The organism is Bradyrhizobium sp. Kon69, from assembly GCF_055807515.1.
Genome location: NZ_JBVVOS010000019.1, coordinates 81,462 through 104,958, shown reverse-complemented (window position 1 = coordinate 104,958; position 23,497 = coordinate 81,462). Strand labels below are relative to the sequence as shown.

20 protein-coding genes are annotated in these 23,497 nt (G+C 63.7%); 10 read left to right on the top strand and 10 right to left on the bottom strand.

Annotated elements, in window-relative coordinates:
• Positions 1-48: 48 nt before the first annotated feature.
• A complete protein-coding gene (locus AC0L3U_RS24530) occupies positions 49-879 on the bottom strand; it encodes a universal stress protein (RefSeq protein ID WP_473363523.1) in 831 nt (276 codons plus the stop codon).
• Positions 880-1,072: 193 nt separating this feature from the next.
• On the opposite strand from AC0L3U_RS24530, the gene AC0L3U_RS24525 reads away from it, so the two are divergent.
• Both AC0L3U_RS24525 and AC0L3U_RS24520 read left to right on the top strand, forming a co-directional pair.
• A complete protein-coding gene (locus tag AC0L3U_RS24525; RefSeq protein WP_473363522.1) occupies positions 1,073-2,605 on the top strand; it encodes a bifunctional aminoglycoside phosphotransferase/ATP-binding protein in 1,533 nt (510 codons plus the stop codon).
• A gap of 12 nt (positions 2,606-2,617) precedes the next feature.
• Positions 2,618-3,589: a CHAD domain-containing protein gene (locus AC0L3U_RS24520; protein WP_473363521.1), complete on the top strand. Its 972-nt coding sequence runs from the start codon at positions 2,618-2,620 to the stop codon at positions 3,587-3,589.
• Here AC0L3U_RS24520 and AC0L3U_RS24515 read toward each other — a convergent pair.
• On the bottom strand, positions 3,586-5,433 hold the full coding sequence (locus AC0L3U_RS24515) for a PHA/PHB synthase family protein (protein ID WP_473363520.1): 1,848 nt from the start codon (positions 5,431-5,433) through the stop codon (positions 3,586-3,588). The two genes, AC0L3U_RS24520 and AC0L3U_RS24515, sit on opposite strands and share 4 nt — an antisense overlap.
• Positions 5,434-5,623: 190 nt before the next feature.
• Between AC0L3U_RS24515 and AC0L3U_RS24510 the strand changes: the two genes are divergently transcribed.
• Entirely contained in the window at positions 5,624-6,352 is a 729-nt protein-coding gene (locus tag AC0L3U_RS24510) for a CBS domain-containing protein (RefSeq protein ID WP_473363519.1), read from the top strand.
• 18 nt (positions 6,353-6,370) lie between these two features.
• Here the strand turns inward: AC0L3U_RS24510 and AC0L3U_RS24505 are convergent, their stop codons facing one another.
• The 3 genes from AC0L3U_RS24505 to AC0L3U_RS24495 form a co-directional block, all read right to left on the bottom strand.
• On the bottom strand, positions 6,371-6,829 hold the full coding sequence (locus AC0L3U_RS24505; RefSeq protein WP_473363518.1) for a RidA family protein: 459 nt from the start codon (positions 6,827-6,829) through the stop codon (positions 6,371-6,373).
• A gap of 21 nt (positions 6,830-6,850) precedes the next feature.
• On the bottom strand, positions 6,851-8,542 hold the full coding sequence (locus AC0L3U_RS24500) for a benzoate-CoA ligase family protein (protein ID WP_473363517.1): 1,692 nt from the start codon (positions 8,540-8,542) through the stop codon (positions 6,851-6,853).
• A gap of 146 nt (positions 8,543-8,688) precedes the next feature.
• On the bottom strand, positions 8,689-9,207 hold the full coding sequence (locus AC0L3U_RS24495; RefSeq protein ID WP_456768941.1) for a MarR family winged helix-turn-helix transcriptional regulator: 519 nt from the start codon (positions 9,205-9,207) through the stop codon (positions 8,689-8,691).
• Positions 9,208-9,455: 248 nt separating this feature from the next.
• On the opposite strand from AC0L3U_RS24495, the gene AC0L3U_RS24490 reads away from it, so the two are divergent.
• Positions 9,456-10,631 carry an ABC transporter substrate-binding protein gene (locus AC0L3U_RS24490; protein WP_473363516.1) on the top strand — a complete coding sequence of 392 codons (1,176 nt, stop codon included), beginning with the start codon at positions 9,456-9,458 and terminating at the stop codon, positions 10,629-10,631.
• A 29-nt stretch (positions 10,632-10,660) separates the two neighbouring features.
• Complete coding sequence (locus tag AC0L3U_RS24485) at positions 10,661-11,116, top strand: cupin domain-containing protein (RefSeq protein WP_007601580.1); 456 nt, start codon at positions 10,661-10,663, stop codon at positions 11,114-11,116.
• Between the two features lie 9 nt (positions 11,117-11,125).
• Here AC0L3U_RS24485 and AC0L3U_RS24480 read toward each other — a convergent pair whose 3' ends face one another.
• The 4 genes from AC0L3U_RS24480 to AC0L3U_RS24465 form a co-directional block, all read right to left on the bottom strand.
• The gene (locus tag AC0L3U_RS24480) at positions 11,126-12,376 is read right to left on the bottom strand and encodes a flavin-dependent oxidoreductase (RefSeq protein ID WP_247460916.1); all 1,251 of its coding nucleotides are present in this window, start codon (positions 12,374-12,376) and stop codon (positions 11,126-11,128) included.
• Between the two features lie 55 nt (positions 12,377-12,431).
• Entirely contained in the window at positions 12,432-14,783 is a 2,352-nt protein-coding gene (locus tag AC0L3U_RS24475) for a bifunctional salicylyl-CoA 5-hydroxylase/oxidoreductase (protein WP_473363515.1), read from the bottom strand.
• A gap of 95 nt (positions 14,784-14,878) precedes the next feature.
• Entirely contained in the window at positions 14,879-15,715 is an 837-nt protein-coding gene (locus AC0L3U_RS24470) for an enoyl-CoA hydratase family protein (protein ID WP_473363514.1), read from the bottom strand.
• 43 nt (positions 15,716-15,758) lie between these two features.
• Positions 15,759-16,520 carry an SDR family NAD(P)-dependent oxidoreductase gene (locus AC0L3U_RS24465; RefSeq protein ID WP_473294682.1) on the bottom strand — a complete coding sequence of 254 codons (762 nt, stop codon included), beginning with the start codon at positions 16,518-16,520 and terminating at the stop codon, positions 15,759-15,761.
• A gap of 213 nt (positions 16,521-16,733) precedes the next feature.
• Here AC0L3U_RS24465 and AC0L3U_RS24460 point away from each other — a divergent pair, with 213 nt between their 5' ends.
• Genes AC0L3U_RS24460 through AC0L3U_RS24440 form a run of 5 tightly spaced genes read left to right on the top strand, consistent with a single transcriptional unit; the run spans position 16,734 to position 22,440 of the window.
• A complete protein-coding gene (locus tag AC0L3U_RS24460) occupies positions 16,734-17,531 on the top strand; it encodes an alpha/beta fold hydrolase (protein ID WP_473294683.1) in 798 nt (265 codons plus the stop codon).
• A gap of 12 nt (positions 17,532-17,543) precedes the next feature.
• Positions 17,544-18,833 carry an acyl-CoA dehydrogenase family protein gene (locus AC0L3U_RS24455; RefSeq protein ID WP_473294684.1) on the top strand — a complete coding sequence of 430 codons (1,290 nt, stop codon included), beginning with the start codon at positions 17,544-17,546 and terminating at the stop codon, positions 18,831-18,833.
• Positions 18,834-18,835: 2 nt separating this feature from the next.
• Positions 18,836-20,359, top strand: a complete 1,524-nt coding sequence (locus AC0L3U_RS24450) for a class I adenylate-forming enzyme family protein (RefSeq protein ID WP_473363513.1) — start codon at positions 18,836-18,838, stop codon at positions 20,357-20,359.
• Positions 20,356-21,444, top strand: a complete 1,089-nt coding sequence (locus AC0L3U_RS24445) for an NAD/NADP octopine/nopaline dehydrogenase family protein (RefSeq protein ID WP_473363512.1) — start codon at positions 20,356-20,358, stop codon at positions 21,442-21,444. The genes AC0L3U_RS24450 and AC0L3U_RS24445 overlap by 4 nt, the downstream gene beginning before the upstream one ends.
• Before the next feature lie 3 nt (positions 21,445-21,447).
• On the top strand, positions 21,448-22,440 hold the full coding sequence (locus AC0L3U_RS24440) for a 3-hydroxybutyryl-CoA dehydrogenase (protein ID WP_473363511.1): 993 nt from the start codon (positions 21,448-21,450) through the stop codon (positions 22,438-22,440).
• Here AC0L3U_RS24440 and AC0L3U_RS24435 read toward each other — a convergent pair.
• Positions 22,437-23,483, bottom strand: coding sequence for a 2,5-dihydroxypyridine 5,6-dioxygenase NicX family protein (locus tag AC0L3U_RS24435; protein ID WP_456768932.1), 1,047 nt, complete (start codon positions 23,481-23,483; stop codon positions 22,437-22,439). The two genes, AC0L3U_RS24440 and AC0L3U_RS24435, sit on opposite strands and share 4 nt — an antisense overlap.
• Between the last annotated feature and the right edge of the window lie 14 nt (positions 23,484-23,497).

Here is a 23,497-nt window from a genome sequence, read left to right as displayed (position 1 = left end):
GTGGCGGTTCCGATGGTTGACGATCAGGCCGATAAACTGGCCACTCGCCTAGTACGAGAGCATAACCCAGCACGGTGGCTCGCCAATGACGGTCTTTGTCACACCGCCCCAAACGATCTCGTTCAGGCGCGAATGATGGTAGGCGCCCATCACGATCGCGTCGATGGCATGGGAATTCGCCCAGCTTCCGAGCACCTTACCAATCGAGCTGCCGCTGCCGTTCGTGGTTTCAAACGAGGCGTAGACCCCGTGTTCCCTCAAATGATCGACGAGAGCCGTCCCGGATTGCACGATCGCCTCGGACTTGTCGTCCGCCACGGTCACCACGCGGACCAGGGCTGCTGCCTGAAGGATAGGCAGCGCATCGCCGACCGCCCGCGCCGCACGCGCGGAGTGATCCCAGGCGATCATGACGTTCTCGAATTCCGGTCGCAGTTCGTCCACATGCTGCTCCGGGCAGAGCAGCACGGGCCGTCCGGATTCGAACAGGAGCGTCTCGATGATGTGCTCGGTTCGGCTGTCGTGCGGCTTCATGGGGAGCAGCGTGAGATCGCTGAAGCGTCCGTGCTCGGCCAGGACTGACGCGATCTGGTCTGGCGGCACCTTGGCCGACCGGCTTTGAGCGCGAATGCCGGTGCGGGAAGTTGCGCGGGTGAACGCATCCAGGAGATGCTGACTGTCGCCCGCCCCAAGCGCCCCGTTTGCCTCGGCCGCATCGGGGAGCAGCACCTTCGGCCGCACGAAAACATCCTCTTCGAGTGCCAGCGCGGTGATCCTGGCGCCGAGGTCGGCGGCAACGGCCACGCATTTCTCGATCGCAGCAAGGGCCGGGCCGCGTGGCTGGCCGACGAGCGGCAGAAAGACGTCCTTGATCGGCATCGGGATTCTCCTCAGGCATCAGAATAGGCTGGCTTTGGTCGGGACGCTTGATCCTCGTCAAGCCCGGGAACTTCGACCGGTTGGAGGAAGACAGGCGTTGACCGAAGTCAAGGACTGGCCGCGATCTGCTTCTATGGATTAACCTGATCGCGGGGCGAGCCGCCTTCCGACGTATCTGGACGTACCAGCTGGAATGACAGACGATTCTGCGACTCAGGACCGGATCTTTGCGGCGCTCACCAATTCCGCGGATCATCCAAACGTGAGGCGGATCGATACGCACGCAGCTTCGGTCTTCCTCGAAAGCCGACGCGCTCTGAAAATCAAGCGCGCCGTGAAATTTCCGTTCCTCGACTATTCGACGCTCGAGAAGCGCAAGGCGGCGTGCGAGGAGGAGATCAGGATCAACCGGCCGCTGGCGCCGCAGATCTATCACCGCGTCGTGGCGATCACGGAACAGCCCGATGGATCGGTGAAGGTCGACGGAAGCGGCCGGCCGATCGAGTATGCGGTCGAGATGTCGCGCTTCGACGAAAGCCGGACGCTGGATCATCTGGCCAACGCCGGAGCGCTGGATGACACTTTTGCCTCGGCTATCGCCGACGCGATCGCGGCTTCGCATGCGCAGGCTGTTCGCGCCGACGGCAACGCATGGGTTTCCGCCGTCCCCGGGCTGATCGATGGCAACAGCGATGGCCTGCGGACCGGCGGCCATTTCGAAGGCGAAGAGATCGCAGAACTCGGCAGAGACTCGCAAGCAATGTTCCTCTGCCTCCGGCCTTTGCTCGAAGAGCGCGGCCGTCAAGGCTTCGTGCGCCGCTGCCATGGCGACCTGCATCTTGCGAACATCGTGTCGATCGACGAGCGGCCGGTGCTATTCGACGCCATCGAATTCGACGCCCAGATGGCAACCACCGACGTGCTCTACGATCTCGCATTCGGAGTGATGGATCTGTTGCACCACGATCAGGCAGGCGCAGCCAACATCGTGCTGAACCGCTATCTCGCCGCGACTCCAGTCGAGAATCTCGACGCGCTCTCCGCACTGCCACTGTTCATGTCCATCCGGGCGGCGATCCGCGCCCAGGTCGCGCTGGCACGGCTGAAGCCGCCGCATTCCGATGATCCCAGCATTCTCGACGGTGCACGGCGCTATTTTGGCCTCGCTCGCGCGCTGATCCAGCCGCCGGCTCCCCGGCTGATTGCAGTCGGCGGACTGTCAGGCACCGGAAAGACGATCTTGGCACGCAGGCTCGCGCCGGACGTTTCGCCGCAGCCGGGCGCCGTCGTGCTGCGCAGCGACCTCGTCCGCAAGCAAATGCTCGGGGTCGAGGACACGGACCGCCTGCCGGCATCCGCATACACACCGGAGGTCACGGCCCGCGTTTACGAGATATTGGCTCAGCACGCCGGGCGGGTGCTGGCGCAAGGCCATTCAGCGATCATCGACGGCGTGTTCGCCCGTGAGGACGAACGAGACGCGGTGGCCACACTGGCGCGCGAGCGTAATTTGCCGCTGAGCGGCCTATTTCTGGGTGCAGACCTCGGGACGCGGCAGGCGCGGATCGGAGCCCGCCGGGGCGACGCATCCGACGCCACGCAAGAGGTTGCCGTGCTGCAAGAGCACTATAATATCGGCCATGTCGGTTGGGCGACCATCGATGCATCCGGGACGCAAGAGCAGACGCTCCAGAACTGCCGGGACGCGATCGCCGAGAGCAAGTAAGGCAGTCTGCAAATGGCGCGACCCAGCACGAATTCGACGGCCGCGCGCGTCAAGCCTGCGGCGAGGCACAATGTCCTGCCCGGCCGCCTCAGCCCCGGCATGGTCTGCGATACGGCGTTCCGGATCATCGCCCGCCGTCACCTCGCCGCCGTTCTCGCCCAGCATGACGGCACCTGCCGCGGCGATCCGGAGGCACTGCACCAGATCCGGATTGCACTGACGCATCTGCGCACCGCCATCCGCTTCTTCTCGCCGATGGTCGATGACGCCGCACGGCCCGAGGTCTGGACCGAACTGAAATGGCTGAACAGCCAGCTCGGCATGGTGCGGGATCTCGACGTGGCGATCGAGCGAGTCATCGCCGAAAGTGGCGGCGACTTGATCGTGATTGCCGAGCTCCAGCATTGGGATGAGAAGCGCGCCGAGAGTCACCGCCTGCTGGCGCGCGCGCTGCAATCCGCGCGGTATCGCCGGCTCGTCGAGCAGACGTCAGCCTGGATCGAGAGCGGCCCCTGGTCGACCCGGCGCAGCAAGGAGGCCATCAGGCTGCGCCGCTGCGCGCTCGCCGACCACGCTACAGCGAAACTCACGGAATGGGAAAAGGCGCTGCTCAAGAAAGCACGCAAGCTCCGCAAGCTCGATGTCGAGAAACGGCACAAGCTGCGGCTGCTCAACAAGCGGCTGACCTATTCGATCGAGTCCCTGGACGACCTGTTTGCCGACGAATCGCTAACCAAGCAGAAGTCGATCCTCAAGCAATTGCGCAAGGCGCAAAAGTCGCTCGGGCGATTGAACGACGACGCGCGAGGGCAAACCTTGGCGGCGTCATTGAACGAGGCCGTCCCCGAGGCGGGCATTCGCTTCCTCAACCGCAAGCGCGAAAAGAAACTGTTGCGGACCGCCTCAGACGCCTACCGGAAACTGGACAAGGCCAAGCCGTTCCGCTCCGCCGACCTTGCGCCGAATGCGGAGCCTGAGGATTAGGTGTGGACATAGTCTCCCGGCGCGTCGGGCAGACCGTCAAGTTCTCCGCCTCCGGTCTGCGGCGGATCGCAGGGCGCCCCGGAGTGTGCGGCCAGCCACTCGGCCCATTCCGGCCACCACGATCCCTCGACTTGCGGTGCCAGCTTCAGCCATTCGTCCGGGCCGACATAGCGCGCATCGGCGGCCTTGATCAGCACTTGATAGCTGTGGCCGGGCTCGTCCGGCGGCGCGACGACGCCCGCATTGTGGCCGCCGCTGGTCAACACAAAGGTCACGTCGGCATCGACCTGGTAGTGGATCTTGTAGACGGATCGCCACGGCGCGACGTGATCGGCGAGCGTGCCGACCACGAACATCGGCGCATGGATGTCGGAAAGCGACACACTCTTGTCCTCGACACGATAGCGGCCCTCGGCGAGATCGTTGCCCAGGAATAGCTTTCGCAGATACTCCGAGTGCATACGATAGGGCAGCCGCGTGGCGTCGGCGTTCCAGGCCATCAGGTCGCTCGGTGGCGCGCCCTCGCCCATCAGATAGTCGTGCGACAGCCGCGACCAGATCAGTTCATTGGAGCGCAACAGCTGGAACGCGCCGGCCATCTGCGTCGTGTCCAGATAGCCCCGCTGCCACATCACGTCCTCGAGAAAGGCGACCTGGCTCTCGTTGACGAAGAGCGTCAGCTCGCCGGCCTCAGTGAAATCCGTCTGTGCCGCAAGCAGGGTGGTCGTGCACAGTCGCTTGTCGCCATCGCGTGCCATCGCAGCCGCAGCGATCGACAGCAATGTGCCGCCCAGGCAGTAGCCGAGCGCATGGGTCTTCCGGCCCGGCACGATCCGGCCGATCGTGTCCAACGCCGCCATGACACCCAGCTTGCGATAGTCGTCGAAGGCAACATCCCGGTCTTTGGCATCCGGATTTCGCCAGGAAATCGCGAACACGGTGAAGCCCTGGCCGGTCAGATACCTCACAAGAGAATTCTGCGGCGATAGATCGAGGATGTAGTACTTCATGATCCAGGCCGGCACGATCAGGATTGGCTCGGGGCGCACTTGCGCAGTCGTCGGATGGTACTGGATCAGCTCGATCAACGCATTGCGATAAACGACCTTGCCCGGCGAAGCCGCGACTGTCTTCCCGACGATGAACTGTTCGTCACCCGCGGACGTTGCGGCGGAGAGAAGGCGCATCAGGTCGCTGCACCAATTCTGCCAGCCGAATACGAAATTCTCCCCGCCGCTCCGGAACGCCTTCTCCAGCACTTGCGGATTGGTCGCCGCGAAATTCGACGGCGCCAGCATGTCGAGCATCTGACGCATCGAGAATTCGACGACGGCTTCATTTGCGTGCGACACGCCGCGTACGCCGGTCGTGGCATCGTGCCACCAGCGCTCTCCGAGCAGGAACGCCTGCGCAAGCAGATTGAACGGTGCGGCTTCCCACTGCGGCCCCCTGAAGCGACGGTCCCGCCCCTGCGGCGCAATCACGGACCACGGCTTTTGCGACGTCGCATGCGCGGCGGCTTCCAGGAACTGGCCCATGTCGCGAAGCACGTTGCGCGACATCTCCACCTGACGCTGTGGCGCCGCAGCCAGATGAGAGCTCCAATCGAGCCAGGCGAGCGACAAGGCCAGCGGCGAAATCCCGCCCGTCAACCGCACCAGCATCGCATGAAACGCGCGGTCGAGAGGGTATGGCTCCGACAGAAGCGGGGGATCGGCGGCGACGGGCATTCCAGCCGGCGTTTCGGGGCCCGTCGTAGAGGCTTCGGGCTCAACGACAGGGCTAACGGAGAGAGCCTGCGCGGATGGCTCTTCGGCCCGTGGAAATATCTGCACGACGCTCATGGCTGAATGTTCCTGCCAGCTTCTTGGCTACGTGGCAGCAGGATATGGCGAGGCTTCGGATGCGCGTTGAGCTGCATCAAGTCCGGGCATCGGGAAGAGCCCCGCTTCACCCCTTGACCTGCATCAAGCCGCAGCACCACGCCGGAGCTAGGTTTTGCGCATCGACATCGACAAGCCAGCGGAGACTGCCATGCGTGCCCATCAGATCATGACCCGGTCGGTCATCTCGGTTACCCCGGACACCAGCATCGTCGAGGCGGCAAACATCATGCTGAAGCGGCATGTCAGCGGTCTCACGGTCGTGGACAATGCCGGCAAGCTGGTCGGCGTGGTCTCGGAAGGCGACTTCATCCGCCGCAGCGAAATCGGCACGGGACGCAAGCGCGGGCGCTGGCTGCGGTTCATTCTCGGATCCGGCAAATCGGCCAGCGACTTCGTCCACGAGCACGGCCGCAAGGTCTCGGAGGTGATGACCTCTTCACCGGTGACCATCACCGAGGATACGGCACTTGCCGAGATCGTCGACCTCATGGAACGGAACGATGTGAAGCGTCTGCCGGTGATCCGCGGCGACAAGATCGTCGGCATCGTGTCGCGGGCGAACCTGCTCCAGGCGGTGGCGGACCTCGCCCGAGACGTACCCGACCCGACCGCGGACGACGATCACATTCGCAGCCGCATCATCGATACCATGGAAAAGAATGACTGGTGCCCGTTCGGGCTGAACGTCATCGTCCGCGACGGCATCGTTCATCTCAGCGGCGTCATCACCGAGGAGCGCGTGCGACAGGCCGCGGTCGTCGCAGCGGAAAACGTCACCGGCGTGAAGAAGGTGCATGACCATCTCTGCTGGGTCGACACCATGTCAGGAATATATCTGAACTCGCCCGAGGACGATGACCTCGCCAAAGCAAGCTGAGCGCGCGCCGATCGCAGTTCAGCGCGGAATGACGGCGGTGGCTTCGATTTCGACGCGCGCCGCCTTCTCGACGAGGCGGACGACCTGAACCAGCGCCATCGCCGGGTAGTGCGCGCCGAAAATGGCGCGGTAGGCCTTGCCGAGCTCTTTCAGGTTCGTCAGGTACTCCTCCATGTCGACGACGTACCAGGTCAGGCGCACCAGATGCTCGGGCTGCGCACCGGCCTCCGCGAGGATCGCAGCGATGTTGCTCAGGGTCTGGCGCACTTGCGCGACAAAACCGTCCGCGAGACGCTCCTCGGCATCCCAGCCGATGACGCCGCCGGTGACGACGATGCGTCCCTCGGCCGCCATGCCATTGGCATAGCCTTTCGGCACCGGCCAACCGGACGGCTGCAGCACCTGCGCCCTGGAGCGGGTTTCGTCCTGGGCTGCTGTCGGCAGCACCGCGAGATGCGGGCCTTTCGGCGTCGTCACTGACAATTCTCTATCCTTCTCTCATTCCGCCGCGACGCCGGAGGACGTCACCGCGGTCTGCGCCAGTTGCCGCAGGGCAAAGCGCTTTAGTTTGCCGGTCTCGGTCTTCGGTAGTTGCGTCACGAACTCGATCGCGCGCGGATATTTGTATGGTGCGATCTCGCGTTTGACATGCTCCTGCAACGCAGCCACGAGTTCCGCGTTCGGCGTTACGCCCGGCGCGGCAACGACGTAGGCCTTCACGATCATGCCGCGCGCCTCGTCCGGCGCGCCGACGACCCCGCACTCGACGACGGCGGGATGCGTGAGCAGCGCCGCCTCGACGTCCGTGCCTGCGATGTTGTAGCCGGCCGACACGATCATGTCGTCCGAGCGCGACTGGTACCAGAAATAGCCGTCGCTATCCATCAGATAGGTGTCGCCGGTGATGTTCCAGCCGTTCTGGACGTATTTGCGCTGCCGCTCGTCGGCGAGATAGCGGCATCCGGTCGGCCCGCGTACCGCGAGCCGTCCCATCGTGCCCGGCGGAACGTCATTGCCGGACTCGTCGACAATCTTCGCCTCATATCCCGGCACCGGCTTGCCCGTCGCACCCGGGCGGATCTCGTCCTCGGTCGCGCTGATGAAGATATGCAGCAGCTCGGTCGAGCCGATGCCGTCCATCAGCTTGATGCCGGTCGCCTTCAGCCAGGCATCGAATGTCGGCTTGGGCAGCGTCTCGCCGGCGGACACGCATTTGCGAAGCGAGGAAATATCGCGGCCCGAGAGCTTGCCAATCATCGCCCGGTACGCGGTCGGCGCGGTGAAACAGACTGTGGTCTTGTACCGTTCGATCGCATTCAGAATGTCGTCGGGCGCCGTCTTCTCCAGAACGACGAAGGAGGCGCCGATGTGCATCGGAAACAGCACGCCGCCGAATCCGAACGTGAAGGCGAGCGGTGCCGAGCCGACGAAGCGGTCCTTCTGCTCAGCGCGCAAGATGTTGCGCGCATAGCCATCGCAGACCGCCAGCATGTCACGGTGGAAATGCATGGTGCCCTTGGGATCGCCGGTCGTGCCCGACGTGAAGGCGATCAGGCAGACGTCGTCGGAGGCGGTATCGACAGCCCTGAACTCCGGACTTGCATCCTCCATCAGCGCCTCGAGCGAGTCGCTGCCGCCGTTGCCCCAATAGACCACGCGCTTGAGGCCGGGGGCTGCGGCTTTCGCCTTCTCCATTTCGTCGGCGAGCTTGCCGTCGCAGAGCGCGAGTGTGATCTCGGCCTTCTGGATCGGATAGGACAGCTCCTTCGCGCGCAAGAGCGGCATCGTCGCCACGACGATGCCGCCGGCCTTGATCACCGCCAGATAGGTCGCGACCATCATCGGATTGTTGGCCGAACGTAGCAGCACGCGCCCGCCGGTGACGAGACCAAGCTTGCCCACCAGCACATTGGCGATGCGGTTCACGACCGTTTGCAGCTCACGATAGGTGTAGCTGACGGCGGGGCTGATCACGCAAGGAGCGTCGCCATGTCCCTGCTCGACCCAGCGGTCGAGGAAATAGCTGACGCAGTTGAGGCGCGGCGGATATTGCAGTTCCGGTCGCGTGAAGACGAATTCCGGCCAAAGCTCGGCTGGCGGAAGATGCTGCCGCGCGAACGTATCGACATGGGCTGTCGCGGCGTTGTCGTCACGCGAGCCCGAGACTTGAACCTTGGCAGCGTTGGCCATCGCACGCTCCTTTCAGCAGGAAAGCACCCGGCAGCACTCACTCGAAAACATTTTAGGCTTAAAGCAATTTCGCGCAATAGCGGATTTTGGGCATCCCATGCTTTTTCCGGCGGCAAACGGGATTGGTGGGTGCCTCGGCCGCGGACCTAGGCCCGGCGGCGAGCAGCCGATTTCTGCGCCGATGCCTTGGTCTTGGCGAGCAGCCGCATCAATTCGCGCACATCCTTCGGCGTCAGGTCGGCGAAGAGATCGGCGATCCAGGTCTCGTGTTCCGCGGCCATTCTGCGAAACTCGGCGCGACCGAGTTTGGTCAACCGGATCACCTGGACGCGGCGGTCCGTCTCCGACGTGCGGCGGTCGAGATGACCGGATTCCACGAGGCGCTCGACAAGGCCGGTGACGTTGCCGTTCGACACCATCATGCGCTTGGAGACGTCGGACAGCGTCATGCCGTCGGGTGCCTTGTCGAGCTGCGCCATCAGGTCGAAACGGGGCAATGTGACGTCGAAGCGCTGCCGCAACCGGCCACGGACCTCGCCCTCGATCAGGGTCGTGCAGGTCAAGAGGCGCAGCCACAGCCGAAGCTCTTCGGCGTGGTCCTCCGGAGTTTCGACGGCCTTGGTCTCGGAATCGAGCATCTCGATGTAGCCACTCACGGCCGGCATGGGCGCCGGCACGGATTCCCAACGTTTTGAGCTTCAAGTAAATCCGAGCCGGCTGCAAGCGTAAAGCCGCAACAATCGACCGCATGCCGATTTCTTTAGGCTTCAAATAATTGGCGCGCCGCTTGCATGCACCGCTGCTCGCAGATGACGACGCTTTGAGCTCGCTTGCCGCGGCAGCAATCATCGGCATAAACTTGGATTGGAGTAGCGGCTTGCAGCGCAAGTCCTGTTGTCACGGGGGACAGATCATGAAGACGCAAATGACATTGGCCGCAGCCGCCTTGCTGCTCGGCACCGCGGTGAGCCCTTCCCTCGCCCAGGAGAAAATCAAGCTGGGTGTGATCGTGACCCTCTCGGGACCCGCCGCCGCGCTCGGCCAACAGGTTCGCGACGGCTTTGCGCTCGGGATGAAGGATCTCGGCGGCAAGATGGGCGGCCGCGATGTCGAGGTCGTCGTGGTCGACGACGAGTTGAAGCCGGACGCAGCGGTCACCAAGGTCAGGGGCCTTCTGGAGCGCGACAAGGTCGACTTCGTGGTCGGCCCGATCTTCTCCAACATCCTCCAGGCGATCCATCGGCCGGTCACGGAATCGAAAACCTTCCTGATCAGCCCCAATGCCGGCCCATCGACGTTTGCCGGCAAGGACTGCAACCCGTTCTTCTATGTGACCTCGTATCAGAACGATCAGGTGCACGAAATCCTCGGCAAGGTCGCGCAGGATCGCGGCTACAAGCGCATGTATCTGATGGTGCCGAATTATCAGGCCGGCAAGGACTCGGTGGCGGGCTTCAAGCTCGACTACAAGGGCGAGATCGTCGAAGAATCCTACATGCCGCTGAACACGCTGGACTTCCAACCGGAGCTTTCCAAGATTTCATCGCAGAAGCCGGATGCGCTCTTCACTTTCATGCCCGGCGGCCTTGGGGTCAATCTCGTCAAGCAATACAAGCAGGCTGGCCTTGCCGACAGCATTCCGGTGCTCTCGGCTTTCACGGTTGATGAATCGACGTTGCCGGCGCAGCAGGACGCGGCGGTCGGCATGTTCGGCGGCGCGAACTGGGCGCCCAATCTCGACAATCCCCAGAACAAGAAGTTCGTCGCCGCCTATGAGGCCGCCTATAACGGCGTGCCCGGTACCTACGCCTTCCAGGCGTATGATGCCGCGATGCTGATCGACAGCGCCGTCAAGGCCGTGAAGGGCGATCTCTCCAACAAGGACGCGGTCGCGGCCGCTCTGAAAAAGGCCGACTTCACCTCGCTGCGCGGCGCCTTCAAGTTCAACACCAATGGTTATCCGATCCAGGATTTCTACCTGACCAAGGTCGCCAAGCGCGCGGACGGCAAGTTCCAGACCGAGATCGTCCAGAAAGTCTTTGAGAATTACGGCGACCGCTACGCCAAGGACTGCAAGGCGGCGAACTAAGCCGCACGTCGCGTCGAGGGAGGATCACAATGAAGAGCGAAATCACCGGCATCACGCGGGCCAATGAGGGGATCCAGGGCATCTCCTGGAACATCCTCGGCCAGACCTATGTGCCGAAGAGCAACACGGAGCACAGCTTCTCCTGGCATGCGACGCTGCCGCCGGGCACGTTCGTACCGCCGCACATTCATCCCGACCAGGATGAGTATCTCTACATGCTGGAGGGCAAGCTCGATTTCATGCTCGGCAATTCCGAGTCGCAGGCGACCGCGGGCGACCTGATCCGGCTCGGCATGGGCGTGCCGCACGGCATTTTCAACAAATCGGAGCAGACCGCGAAGGTGTTGTTCTGGGTGTCACCGACCCGGAAGCTGTTCGACCTGTTCTGGGGCCTTCACAACATGAAAGAACAGAAGCCCGAGGACGTGGTGGCGATGGCCGCCGAGTTCAACATCCACTTCCTGCCGCCGCCTCCCGGCGGCTAGCAGCGCAAGTCAAGCCCTCACCGCCGCAAGTCCCGGCACTGCGGCGAAGCCGGCCTTGGTGGCATAGCCGCGCACGATCGCCTCACGCTGAGAATAGCTCAGCACGTTGTCGACATTGTCGAAACCATCAGGCGCGAGCTGCTCGACGGCGTCGATGACGCCCTCGGGGCCGCCGCGCCGGTTGGAGCGGACAATGTCCGCGGTCATGGGCAGGCGCTTCTTCTCGTATTCAAGCAGCGCCTGGCGCGGATGCTCGGCGCGCACCAGCGCGTCGGCGAGGCAGCGCGCATCGAGGATGGCCTGCGAGGCACCATTGGAGCCAACCGGATACATCGGATGCGCGGCATCGCCGAGCAGCGTGACTCTGCCCGACGACCAATAAGGCAACGGATCGCGGTCGCAGGTCGGATATTCGTAGAACTCGGGCGTGGCCGAGATCAGGCTCTTCACGTCGACGTAAGGTACCGAGAAGCGCGCCACGTGAGGCATCAGCTCCTCGCGACGGCCCGGCCGGGACCAGTCTTCCTTGCGTGGCGGCGGGGCATTGCCCTCGCCGACCTTCACCAGCACCGCCCAGTTGGTGAGACGGCTCGCCGGGCTCGATCCCTCCGCGATGGGATAGATCACCACCTTGGCGTTGAGCCCGCCGGCCACAATCATCGACTTGCCGGTGAGGAATAGCGGCCAATCCCGCGCACCGCGCCACAGCATCAGGCCGTTCCAGCACGGCGGACCCTCGCTCGGAAACAGCGTGTCACGGACCCGCGAATGGATGCCGTCGGCACCAATCAGGATGTCGCCGCGCGCGGTATGGATGTGCGCGCCTGAGCGGTCGAAGAAGTACGCGGTGACGCCGCCCTCGTCCTGCGTGAAGGCGCCGAGGCGGCAGCCGGTGTGGATGGCCTCCGGGCCGAGCCGCTCCTCGACGGCGCGATGGATGACGCCTTGAAGGCGGCCGCGGTGGATCGAGAATTGCGGCACATCGTGGCCGGCGTCGATGCCGCGGGCCTCGCGCCAGACTTCCTGGCCGTGACGGTTGAGGTAATAGAGCTGGTCGGTGCGGATCGCGACATCGTCAAGCTGTTGGAGCAGACCGAGGCCTGCCAGCTCGCGCATGGCATGGGGCAGCGTGTTGATGCCGACGCCAAGCTCGCGGATGGTGTCGGACTGCTCGAAGATCTCGCAAGCGAGGCCCCGCGAGCGCAGCATCAATGCGGTGGTGAGACCACCGATACCGCCACCGACGATAATCGCCTTCATCGCCCTCACTCCACTCGGTACACACCAGGCAATGCGGCCAAAGTCGCACGGGCGGTCACTCGGCCGCAAGCGGCTTTGTCGCCTCCGCCTTGAGCTCGGCCCGGGTCTTGGGCTTAGCCTTAATTCTCAGCTCCTCGAGATCCTGCCGGTCGCGCACGCTGTTGCGGAAAATCTGATCTTTTCCGGGAAGATATTGCGGCGGGCAGAACGCGTCGTCCGCCCCGTACCAGGCCGCCGCCCGCATGGTGAAGGAGGGATCGACCAGATGCGGCCGCCCGAGCGCGACGAGGTCAGCCCGGCCGGCAGCCAGGATGGTGTTGGCCTGGTCCGCCGTCGTGATGTTGCCGACGCACATCGTGGCGACGCGCGCCTCGTTGCGGACCTGGTCGGAGAACGGCGTCTGGAACATGCGCCCATAGATCGGCTGCGCATCGCGCACGGTCTGCCCGGTTGAGACGTCGACGAGATCGACGCCGGCCTCGGCAAAAGTGCGCGCGATCGCCACCGCATCGTCGCCGCCGATGCCACCCTCGGCCCAGTCGGTCGCGGAAATGCGCACCGACATCGGCTTGTGCGACGGCCACGCGGCCCGCAGCGCCTCGAAGATCTCGAGCGGGAAACGCAAACGATTGGCCAGCGAGCCGCCATACTCATCCGTGCGGGTGTTCGTCAGCGGCGAGATGAAGCTCGCAAGCAGATAGCCGTGGGCACAGTGCAGTTCGAGCATGTCGAAGCCGCAGCGTTCGCCGCGCTCGGCCGCCGCGACGAAAGCGTCCCTCACTGCGTTCATGCCGGCCCGATTAAGCTCGCGCGGAACCTGGCTGTCGGGGAAATAGGGCAGCGGCGACGCCGAAAACACCTCCCAGCCGCCCTCCTCGAGCGGACGGTCCATGCCGTCCCACATCAGCTTGGTCGCACCCTTGCGCCCGGCGTGCCCCAGTTGCAGGCAGATTTTTGCGGCTGAATTGCCGTGGACGAAATCAACGATGCGTTGCCAGGACGCCTCCTGCTCGTCATTCCACAGTCCTGTGCAGCCGGGCGTGATGCGGGCGTCGCGGGCAACGCAGGTCATCTCCGTGAAGATCAGGCCGGCGCCGCCTATCGCGCGCGATCCATAATGCACCAGGTGGAAATCCGTCGGCACGCCCTCCTTCGCCGAATACATGCACATCGGCGACACCACGGCGCGATTGGCGATCTCCATCTCGCGCAGCCGGAAGGGCTGGAACAGCGGCACCATCGGCTTCTCGGTGTCCACTTCGAAACCGCTATCACGAACACGCCTGGCAAACGATCTCTCGACCTCCGCCACGAAGTCAGGGGCGCGAAGCTTCAGATTGTCATAGGTGATCGCCTTCGAGCGCGTCATCACGCCAAAGGCGAACTGCACGGGATCGAAATCCCAGAATCGGTCGACATGCTCGAACCAGACCAGCGAGACGTCAGCGGCGTGCTGCGTCTTCTCGACCTCCTCACGCCGTCCGTGCTCATAGACGTCCAGCGCCGCCTTGATGCTGGGCGCCTTCTCCATTGCGTCAGCCAGCGCGATCGCGTCTTCCATCGCGAGCTTGGTGCCCGAGCCGATCGAGAAATGCGCGCTCGCCTTGGCGTCGCCCAGCAGAACCATGTTGTCCTTGACCCAGCGCTTGCTGCGGATCATTGGGAAGTTGCGCCACGTCGAGCGGTTGGTGAGCAATTGGTGCCCATCGAGGAACCAGCCGAAGATCTCGGCCATTCGCGTAGCCGACTGGGTCTCGTTCAGCCCTGTCAGCCCCGCGCGTTCGAACGTCTCCGGATCGGTCTCGAAAATCCAGGTCGAATGTCCGGCTTCATATTGATAGGCATGGGCGATGAACGGCCCCCACTCCGTCTCCTGGAAGATGAAGGTGAAGGCATCCAGCGGCCTGGTCGAGCCCATCCAGGCGAATTTGTTGGCACGGAGATCGACTTCCGGCGCGAAATGATCGACGTATTTGTCGCGAAAACGGCTGTTGATGCCGTCCGCGACCAGGATCAGATCGGCGTCGGCGAAGCGGGATTCGTCCTCGACGTCCGCTTCGAAATTCAGGACGACCCCCAGTTCGCGCGCGCGCGCCTGGAGGATCAGGAGCAGCTTCTGCCGCGAGCAGCCACAAAAGCCGTTGCCGCCGACCCGATGGACCGTTCCGCGGAAGTGCACGGCGATGTCATCCCAGTAGGCGAATTCCTGGGTGATGCGGCGATAGCTCGGAAGGTCGTGCTTCTCGAAATTATCGAGGGTGGCGTCCGAGAACACCACGCCGAAGCCGAAGGTGTCGTCGGCGCGGTTGCGCTCGTACACCGCGATCTCAGCGCTCGGCCGCTGCTTCTTCAGCAGGATTGCAGCGTAGAGACCCGCAGGTCCGCCACCGATGATCGCGACTTTCATGGGAGCCTCGCCAATTCAACCCGGCCAAACTATTTTAAGCCTAAAATAATCTCGCGCAAGTCCCCATTGCGGCAGGCTGCCGGCAAAGCCCCCGTTTAATCGCCCCTGAAGACCGGCTTGACCTTGTTGGCAAAGGCCTCGAAGGCCCGTTCAAAATCGGCCGTCGTCATGCACAGCGCCTGAGCAACGGCTTCCGCCTCGATCGCCTCCTCCACCGACATCGCCCATTCCATGGCCAGCATCCGTTTGGTCATGGTGTTGGCGAAGGTCGGTCCCTCAGCAATCTGCTTGGCCAGTAGCTGCGCCTGGGGCAACACCTGCTCCGGGGTGACGAGGCGGCTGAAGAAGCCCCAGCGCTCGCCCTCCTCCGCGGTCATGAACCGGCCAGTGTAGAGCAACTCGGAAGCGCGGGACTGTCCGACGATCCGCGGCAGGATCGCGCAGGCGCCCATGTCACAACCGGCAAGGCCGACCTTGTTGAAGAGGAATGCGACCTTGGTCCCGCTCGCCGCAAGCCGCATGTCCGACGCCATGGCAATGATCGCGCCCGCCCCGGCGCAGATGCCTTCAACCGCGGCAACGATCGGCTGCGGGCAGGCCCGCATCGCCTTGACGAGGTCGCCGGTCATCCGCGTAAACGCCGTCAGCCCCTTGGTGTCCATCTTCACGAGCGGACCGATGATCTCGAACACATCGCCGCCGGACGAGAAATTGGCACCAGCGCCGGTCACGACGATGGACTTGACCGCATCGTCGAACGCGCAGGCGCGAAAGAAATCAGTGAGTTCGCGATAGCTCTCGAAGGTCAGCGGATTCTTCCGTTCCGGACGATTGAGCGTCACGGTTGCAACACCATCGACCACGGCCAGCAGGAAGTGCTGCGGCGAATAGTCCGCAAGCGGTAAGGTCACGGGATTGGCTGGTCTGCTCATACGATCTCCTTGGCTTTCTTGTTCCGTGCCGGTGCCATGCGCGCTAAATCTCACCACCGGCAACAGCGATCGCCTGCCCGGTGATTGCGCCGGCGCCCTCGCCGCACAGCCACACCACGGCATCCGCGACCTGCTGAGGAGAGATCAACCGCCCCTGCGGATTATGCTTCGCGAGCTCGGCAACGGCCTGCTCGCGGCTACGGCCCGTCTTTTTCATGATGCTCTCGATGCTGCCGGCGACCAGATCCGTGTCGGTGAAACCGGGGCACACCGCGTTGACGGTCACGTTGCTGCCAGCCATTTCAATGGCAAGGGAACGCACGAGACCGACCACAGCATGCTTGGCCGCGGTGTAGGCGCTGACATAGGCATATCCCTTGAGCCCCGCTGTCGACGCGATCGCGACGATACGGCCATAGGGACGATCCTTCATCCCGGGCAGCACAGCGCTGACAGCATGGACCACGCCCATGAAATTGACATCCATCATGCGCGCGAACAGGGCACTGTCGGATTTGGAGAACGGCGCGGACTCGGCGCTTCCCGCGTTGGCGATCAGGATATCGATCGGCTGCCGCGCACTTGCTTGAGCGATGGCGGCTTTCAATGAGGTTTCGTCCGATACGTCGGCGACGGCCGCAAAATGCGCGGCGCCTGCGCTGACGGCCTGTTCAAGCATCGCAGCGTTCCGCCCAAGGACGGTCACCGTGGCACCGGCCTCGACGAGCGCTGCTGCGATGGCGCGACCGATGCCGCGACCGCCACCGGTCACCAGCGCGTGCGGCGAATGCGGTAATCCGGACATGCTGGCTTCCTTGCATTCTGCTGATCGCCCTCTCGATATATTTTAACCTTCAAACTTTTGCAAACAAAGCTCGACGCGACCCCGCGAAAGGCGGCACGCCGAAGACCGGCCCGAAAATTGCTTTAAGTATAAAATTATCTCTTCCCATCCCTCACAGGCCTGTTAGCATCGAAGGGCCAAGCAAAAGGATGTCGCGTGTCGCAGCCTGCGCCAATGATAACAAAGGACGGCCGCTTCGCCTATGAAGCAGCGGGCGATCCGGGCGGGACACCTCTGATTTTCCTGCATGGCATCGGCGGTGCGGCACGGGCCTGGCTGCAGCAGCTTGCGACATTCGGCGACCGCTTCCACGCGATTGCATGGGACATGCCCGGCTATGGCGGATCGGCGCCGCTCGCCAGCGTCAGCATCGCTGCCCTGGCGGATGCGCTTCAGCGATTCATCGAGCAGCTTGGTGCGAGCAGGCCGATTCTGGTCGGCCATTCCATCGGCGGCATGATCGTCCAGAAATGGCTGGTGCACTCCCCAAAACTGGCGCGCGCGATCGTGCTGGCGCAGACCAGCCCGGCGTTCGGCAAGGCCGACGGCGATTGGCAGAAATCGTTTATCGCCGCACGGCTCGGGCCGCTCGATCGCGGCGAAACGATGAAGTCGCTGGCGCCCTCTCTGGTGAAGGAACTGGTGGGCGACGATCCTGATCCCAGGGGAATGGAGCTTGCACGCGAGTGCATGGCAAGTGTGCCCGAGGCGAGCTATCGCGCCATGATGCTGGCCTTGATCGGCTTCGACCAACGCAGCACCCTCAAGGATATTTCCATACCGACGCTGCTGCTGTCCGGCTCCAAGGACAACAACGCGCCAGCGCCGATGATGGCGAAGACGGCGACCTACATTCCATCTGCCGAGTATGTCGAGTTGGCCGGTGTCGGCCATCTCGCCAACCTGGAGCGTCCCGATGCCTTTAACGAGGCGCTCGGCCGGTTCCTGAATTCCGTCGCGACCAACACGTAGGATGACTGCGCGATGACCATGCAAGTCAGCAAGACCATCGGCGCGACCGACAAGGTTGCGCTGGATGCGCCGATCTTCGATCCCGTTGCATTCCGACTGAGCGACGAGCAGGCCGGCATCATCGCGCGGGCGCGCGAGATCGGCCAGAGCGTATTCGCCGGCCGCGCCGCGACCTACGATCGCGAGGCGATCTTCCCGTCCGAGAATTATCGCGACCTGCATCGCGTCGGCCTGCTTGGTATTGCCGTGCCCAAGAAGCATGGCGGACTCGGCGCGAATTATCAAACCTACGCACTGGCGGCAGCCGAAATCGGCCGCTATTGCGGCGCGACTGCGCTCACCTGGAACATGCATGTCTGTTCGACGCTGTGGTCGGGCCCGCTCGCCGACGATCTCGACATGGATGCAGAGACCCGTGCCGAGCACGAGCAGCGGCGTGCAGTCCACTACAAGCGTATCGTCGAGGACGGCGCGATCTATTCGCAGCCTTTCTCGGAGGGCGGTGCGGCAGCGGCAGGCGGCGTCGCTTTCGGCACGGAAGCAAGGCCGGTCGAGGGTGGCTGGATCGTCAACGGCAAGAAGATCTTTGCATCACTCTCCGGCCATGCCGACTATTACGGCGTTCTCTGCACGGAGATCGAGGAAGGCGAGAAGGCTTCGCGCCGCAATACGCTTTACCTCGCCATCCCCGCAAAATCGGCAGGCGTTTCGGTCGTCGGCGACTGGGATCCGCTCGGCATGCGCGGAACGGTCTCGCGCACGCTGCTGTTCAAGGACGTGTTCGTGCCGGCAGATTCGGCGCTGATGCCGCGCGGCGTCTATTTCCAGGCCGCGATGCGCTGGCCGCACATGTTCCTTACGCTGTCGCCGACCTATATGGGCCTTGCTCAGGCCGCCTATGACTTCACCGTGCGATATCTGCGCGGCGAAGTGCCGGGCATGCCGCCGGTCAAGCGCAGGATGTATCCGACCAAGCAGATTGCGGTCGCGCAGATGCAGATCAAGCTCGAGCAGATCAAGGCGATCTGGTTCCAGGCCGTCACCGAGGCGCGCGCCAACCCGAGCAAGGAGCAGGTGCTGCGCGCCTATGCCGCGCAATATTCTGTGATGGAGGGCGCCAATGAGCTCGCCGCGCTCGCGATCCGCACCTGCGGCGGACAGGCCATGCTGCGCTCGTTGCCGCTCGAGCGCATCTATCGCGATAGCCGCTGCGGCTCGCTGATGCTGCCCTGGACAGCCGAGCTCTGCCTCGACCGGATCGGGCGCGAGGCGCTGTACGAGGCCGGCGAAACGGACGACTGACGGTGGACCTCTGCAGTCTGATCGATCGCAACGCGGCGTTCGCGCCAGACAAGACAGCCATCGCCTTCGAGGGCGAACGGTTGAGCTATGCGGCATTCGCTGCACGCATCGAGCGGACGGCGGCGACGTTGAAGCAGGAGCTCGGCGTCGTCAGGGGCGACCGCGTTGCGATCCTCAGCCTGAACCGGCCGGACTATCTGGTTCTGCTCTATGCCTGCGCGCGGCTCGGCGCGATGCTGGTGCCCCTGAACTGGCGGCTCGCTGTCGCCGAGCAGCTTTTCATCCTCAACGATGCCGGCGCCAAGGTCCTGGTGCTCGAGCAGGCATTTGAGGGGGTACTTGCCGAGCTTGAGGGAACCGCAATCGTCGGGCTCGATTTCGAGCCGCCCCGCGGCACGACGTTCGAAAACCTGTTGGCTCGAAGCCGGGGCACCGGCCGCAACCCGCACACCGATCTCTCCTGCCCGCTCCTCATTGTCTACACGTCGGGAACGACCGGACGGCCAAAAGGCGCGGTGTTGCGCCAGGAGGCGCTGTTCTGGAACGGCGTCATGAGTCAGCACATGCACAACATGACGTCCGATGACCATGTGCTGACGCTGCTACCGTTCTTCCACGTCGGTGGCCTCAACATCCAGACCACGGCGGCGCTCCAGCTGGGCGCGACGGTCACGGTTCACGCACGCTTCACGCCGGACACCGCGCTTGCAGCCATCGAACGGGAACGGCCGACCTTGACCGTGATGGTGCCGGCGATCATCCAGGCGGTGAGCGAGCATCCCGCCTGGCCCACGACCGACCTTTCGTCACTCAAAGCCGTCGCGACCGGCTCGACCATCGTGCCGCCGCATCTGATCGACCGCTTCGTAGCGCGCGGCGTACCCGTGCTTCAGGTCTACGGCTCGACGGAAACTTGTCCCATCGCAGTCTACACCCGGCTTGGTGGCGATCTTTCGCGCGCGGGATCGACCGGACTTGCCGGACTGTGCTGCGAAGCGAAAGTGATCGATCACGCCGGCAACGAGGTGCCGGCGGGCGCACCGGGGGAGATCGCGGTGCGCGGCCCCAACGTGTTCTTCGAATATTGGGGCAATGCGGACGCCACGCGCGATGCGCTGCACGACGGCTGGTATCGTACCGGCGATATCGGCCTGTGCGACGCGGACGGCTATTTCTGGGTGCGCGACCGCAAGAAGAACATGATCATTTCCGGCGGCGAGAACATCTATCCGGCGGAGGTCGAACGCGTCCTGCTGGAACATCCCGATGTCAGCGAATGCGCTGTGATCGGCCGGCCCGATCCACGCTGGGACGAGGTGCCCATCGCCTACGTGATCCCGCGATCCGGCTGTCGGCTCGAAGCAGACGCATTGAAAATACATCTTCAGGCCCAACTCGCCCGCTACAAGGTTCCGCGCGACGTCGTTTTCGTCACCGACCTGCCGCGCACAGCGCTGGGCAAGGTCCAGCATTTCCTGCTGAAGCAGCTTGATGCGCAATCGCGCACGCAAGGAGAAGCATCTTGAAGATTGCGGTTCTGGGTGGGGGGAACGGCTCTTTCGCGGCCGCGGGCGATTTTGCGCTGTCGGGACATGAGGTCCGGCTCTGGCGCCGCGACGCGGATCAGGTCGCAGCCCATCGCGCCGCCGGCTCGCACATCCTGGTGAAGGATCATAACCGCCGTCACGACGTGAAACTGGCGCTGGTCACGACCGATATCGCCGAGGCCGTCAACGGCGCAGAGCTGATCCTGTGCCCCGCCCCCGCCTTCGCGCAGCCTGATATTGCGCGCCTGCTTGCTCCACATCTGCGGGACGGACAGGTCGTGTTTCTGCCGCCGGCTACCTTCGGCTCGATGATCTTCGCCCAGGCCGCGCGGGATGCCGGCAACCGCGCCAAGGCGTGCTTTGCCGAAACCGGGACCTTGCCTTGGCTGACCCGCAAGCACGGCCCGTTCGAGGTCGCGATCACCATCCGCGCCAAGCGACTGCCGGTCGGCGTTTTCCCGCTTGATCAAGCGCCGCGCGCACTTGAAGTGATTGGACAGGCTTTCCCCGGCGCAATCGAGCCGTGCGGAGATGCTCTCTCCGGCGCACTGATGAACGCAGGCCCGATCATCCATCCGCCGCTGATCGTAATGAATGCAGGTCCGATCGAGCATTTCGAGAAGTGGGACATCCACAAGGAAGGAACGCAAGCCGCGATTCGCCGGGTCACCGACGCGCTCGACGCCGAACGAATGGCCGTGCGTGAGGCGCTCGGATATGGCGCACCGCATTTTCCGCTCGCCCATCATTATGCCAAGGAAGGCGAGATCTGGATGTACGGCCGCGGCTCGCATGACCGGCTGACCGATTCCGGCGACTGGCGCGAGCGGATCGTGCTGACCGAGCATCGCTACATGAGAGAGGATTTGCGGCTTGGGCTATCGCTGCTGGTCTCCGTCGCCGGCCTGGCGGGCGTGGCTACGCCGCTGGCCAAAGGATTTCTGGCCATCGGTGGTGCAATCTGCGGTGAGGATTTTACGCAAGGCGGCCGAACCCTCGAGACGCTGGGCCTCGGCAATCTCGACAAGGCCGCTTTGCAGACGCTTCTTCGCGGGGGATTTTGACCGATGACCAGCCGAACCACCATCGCCTGTCTCGGGGCCGGCCGCATGGGCCGCGGCATCGCCGTCGCGTTCGCCTACGCGGGGCATATGGTCACGATGATCGACATCAAGGCCCGTCCAGCCGAAGATTTCGCGAGGCTGGAGGCAGATGCGCTCGGCGAAATCAGGAAGACCTTTGCCAGCCTGTCGAAGCTGGGACTACTGACCGAGTCGGATGTCGACCCGCTCATCGCGCGGGTCTCGGTGGTGCCGGCCAGCCAGAGCGATGCGGCACTGTCCAATGCTGGAATAGTCTTCGAAGGGGTCCCCGAGATCGTCGAGCTCAAGCGGGATGTGCTGGGGGCGGCCTCAAAACAGGTCGGGCCCGATACGATCATCGCATCGACGACATCGACCATCCTGGTCGACGATCTCTCAGGCGCGATCGTGAATCCCCGCCGTTTCCTCAATGTGCATTGGCTCAATCCAGCCTATCTGATTCCGCTTGTGGAGATTTCGCCCGGTAAGGCCACCGATCCAGGCATCGTCGAGGAGGTCAAGGCGCTACTCGAAGGCATCGGCAAGGTCCCGGTGGTCTGCGCGGCCACACCCGGCTTCATCGTTCCGCGCATCCAGGCGCTGGCGATGAACGAGGCCGCGCGCATGGTCGAGGAAGGCGTCGCTAGCGCCGAGGAGATTGACAAGGCGATCCGCTACGGCTTCGGCTTCCGCTACGCCGTGCTCGGGCTGCTCGAATTCATCGACTGGGGTGGCGGCGACATTTTGTACTACGCCAGCCGCTATCTCGAAGGCGCACTCGGCAGCGACCGCTATCGTGCGCCGGAGGTCATTTCGCGGAACATGCAGGAGGGCCGGATCGGCCTGCGAACGGGCGCAGGCTTTCTCGATTATTCAGGTATGGACATCGACGCCTATCGGGCAAAACGGCTTCAGGCCATGGTCGATTTGCTTCGGCACTTTGACCTGGCGCGGCCACCAGTGCTCGATCGCGGTTAGCCGAAGACGTCCTGCAGCACCCCTTCGCGCACCACCGCAATGCCGTCGAGCTCGATCGTCGTCCCCATCATCGGCAGATCGAAATGGCCCGCCGTGTAACGGCCGGCGAATTCGTTGGCACCGGTCGAGAACAGGAAGTTGCCGGAGACGGCGCGAATTTCCGTGCCGTTGGTGTCGCGCTGGTCATACATCGACAGTGCCTCGTAGCGCGCGCCGGGATTCATGCCGAAGCCGACATGCGACACCGCATAGGCTTCCCGATCGCCCCAGGCGGCAAGATAGGCACGCATCATTGCGGCATCCGTGCCCTCGCCTTCCAGCTCGACGACATAATCGTCCTTCAGCGTCATCTTCACCGGCGAGGTCAGGTAACGCTTGAAGGTCAGGTTGATGTCGCCGGGCGCCATCACCAGCGTGCCGTTGATCGTTCCGCTCTTGGGGAAGCTGACGACGATGCCGCCGGGCCAATGCGCCAGCGTACCGGGCTTGTCCGTCCACCCCCACACGCCGACCGTGGACGCGCCGACCATATCGACGTCGAGCGCCGTGCCGGCTTTTGACGTCACCCGCATCCGCTTGGTCCCGCGCAGCATCTTCGCCGCCGCGCGAACGCGCTTCTCGAGCGCGGAATCCGGCACCATCCGCTCCAGCGCTTCGGGATGCTCGTTGGAGATCACCAGGATGCGCGCGCCGGCTTTGAGGATCTCGGGTGTCTCCACCGCATGCATCAGTCCCTCTATGGTGCAATCCACCACAAAGCCGGCTTGTTGAAGCGCGGTGATGACCGGGCCGAGCCGCTGGATCGCCTCGCTCGCCCCTGTCGAGCGAACCGGAACGATATTCCGGTTACGCGGGGTCGGCATGACCACGTGAAACGGTCGCGCGCCCATCCGCAGCAGCGCGAGCTCCGCCAGATGAACGTTCAACGCACGTGACTGGGTTTCCGAGAGAATCGCCGCGGTATCGCCGGCCTTGACGGCGCATCGCTCAAAAATCTCGCAAAATGCGTCGATCCATTTTGCCTCGATGCGATCAGCCAGCATGGTCTACTCCCGTC

What these genes read in the sequence shown, in the direction of transcription:
- AC0L3U_RS24470 (WP_473363514.1), bottom strand. Translation starts at nt 15,715, where the DNA reads ATGAGCAGACCAGCCAATCCCGTGACCTTACCGCTTGCGGACTATTCG.
- AC0L3U_RS24515 (WP_473363520.1), bottom strand. Translation starts at nt 5,433, where the DNA reads ATGAGCGTCGTGCAGATATTTCCACGGGCCGAAGAGCCATCCGCGCAG.
- AC0L3U_RS24495 (WP_456768941.1), bottom strand. Translation starts at nt 9,207, where the DNA reads ATGCCGGCCGTGAGTGGCTACATCGAGATGCTCGATTCCGAGACCAAG.
- AC0L3U_RS24525 (WP_473363522.1), top strand. Translation starts at nt 1,073, where the DNA reads ATGACAGACGATTCTGCGACTCAGGACCGGATCTTTGCGGCGCTCACC.
- AC0L3U_RS24435 (WP_456768932.1), bottom strand. Translation starts at nt 23,483, where the DNA reads ATGCTGGCTGATCGCATCGAGGCAAAATGGATCGACGCATTTTGCGAG.
- AC0L3U_RS24485 (WP_007601580.1), top strand. Translation starts at nt 10,661, where the DNA reads ATGAAGAGCGAAATCACCGGCATCACGCGGGCCAATGAGGGGATCCAG.
- AC0L3U_RS24530 (WP_473363523.1), bottom strand. Translation starts at nt 879, where the DNA reads ATGCCGATCAAGGACGTCTTTCTGCCGCTCGTCGGCCAGCCACGCGGC.
- AC0L3U_RS24460 (WP_473294683.1), top strand. Translation starts at nt 16,734, where the DNA reads ATGATAACAAAGGACGGCCGCTTCGCCTATGAAGCAGCGGGCGATCCG.
- AC0L3U_RS24465 (WP_473294682.1), bottom strand. Translation starts at nt 16,520, where the DNA reads ATGTCCGGATTACCGCATTCGCCGCACGCGCTGGTGACCGGTGGCGGT.
- AC0L3U_RS24440 (WP_473363511.1), top strand. Translation starts at nt 21,448, where the DNA reads ATGACCAGCCGAACCACCATCGCCTGTCTCGGGGCCGGCCGCATGGGC.
- AC0L3U_RS24520 (WP_473363521.1), top strand. Translation starts at nt 2,618, where the DNA reads ATGGCGCGACCCAGCACGAATTCGACGGCCGCGCGCGTCAAGCCTGCG.
- AC0L3U_RS24475 (WP_473363515.1), bottom strand. Translation starts at nt 14,783, where the DNA reads ATGAAAGTCGCGATCATCGGTGGCGGACCTGCGGGTCTCTACGCTGCA.
- AC0L3U_RS24455 (WP_473294684.1), top strand. Translation starts at nt 17,544, where the DNA reads ATGACCATGCAAGTCAGCAAGACCATCGGCGCGACCGACAAGGTTGCG.
- AC0L3U_RS24490 (WP_473363516.1), top strand. Translation starts at nt 9,456, where the DNA reads ATGAAGACGCAAATGACATTGGCCGCAGCCGCCTTGCTGCTCGGCACC.
- AC0L3U_RS24480 (WP_247460916.1), bottom strand. Translation starts at nt 12,376, where the DNA reads ATGAAGGCGATTATCGTCGGTGGCGGTATCGGTGGTCTCACCACCGCA.
- AC0L3U_RS24510 (WP_473363519.1), top strand. Translation starts at nt 5,624, where the DNA reads ATGCGTGCCCATCAGATCATGACCCGGTCGGTCATCTCGGTTACCCCG.
- AC0L3U_RS24500 (WP_473363517.1), bottom strand. Translation starts at nt 8,542, where the DNA reads ATGGCCAACGCTGCCAAGGTTCAAGTCTCGGGCTCGCGTGACGACAAC.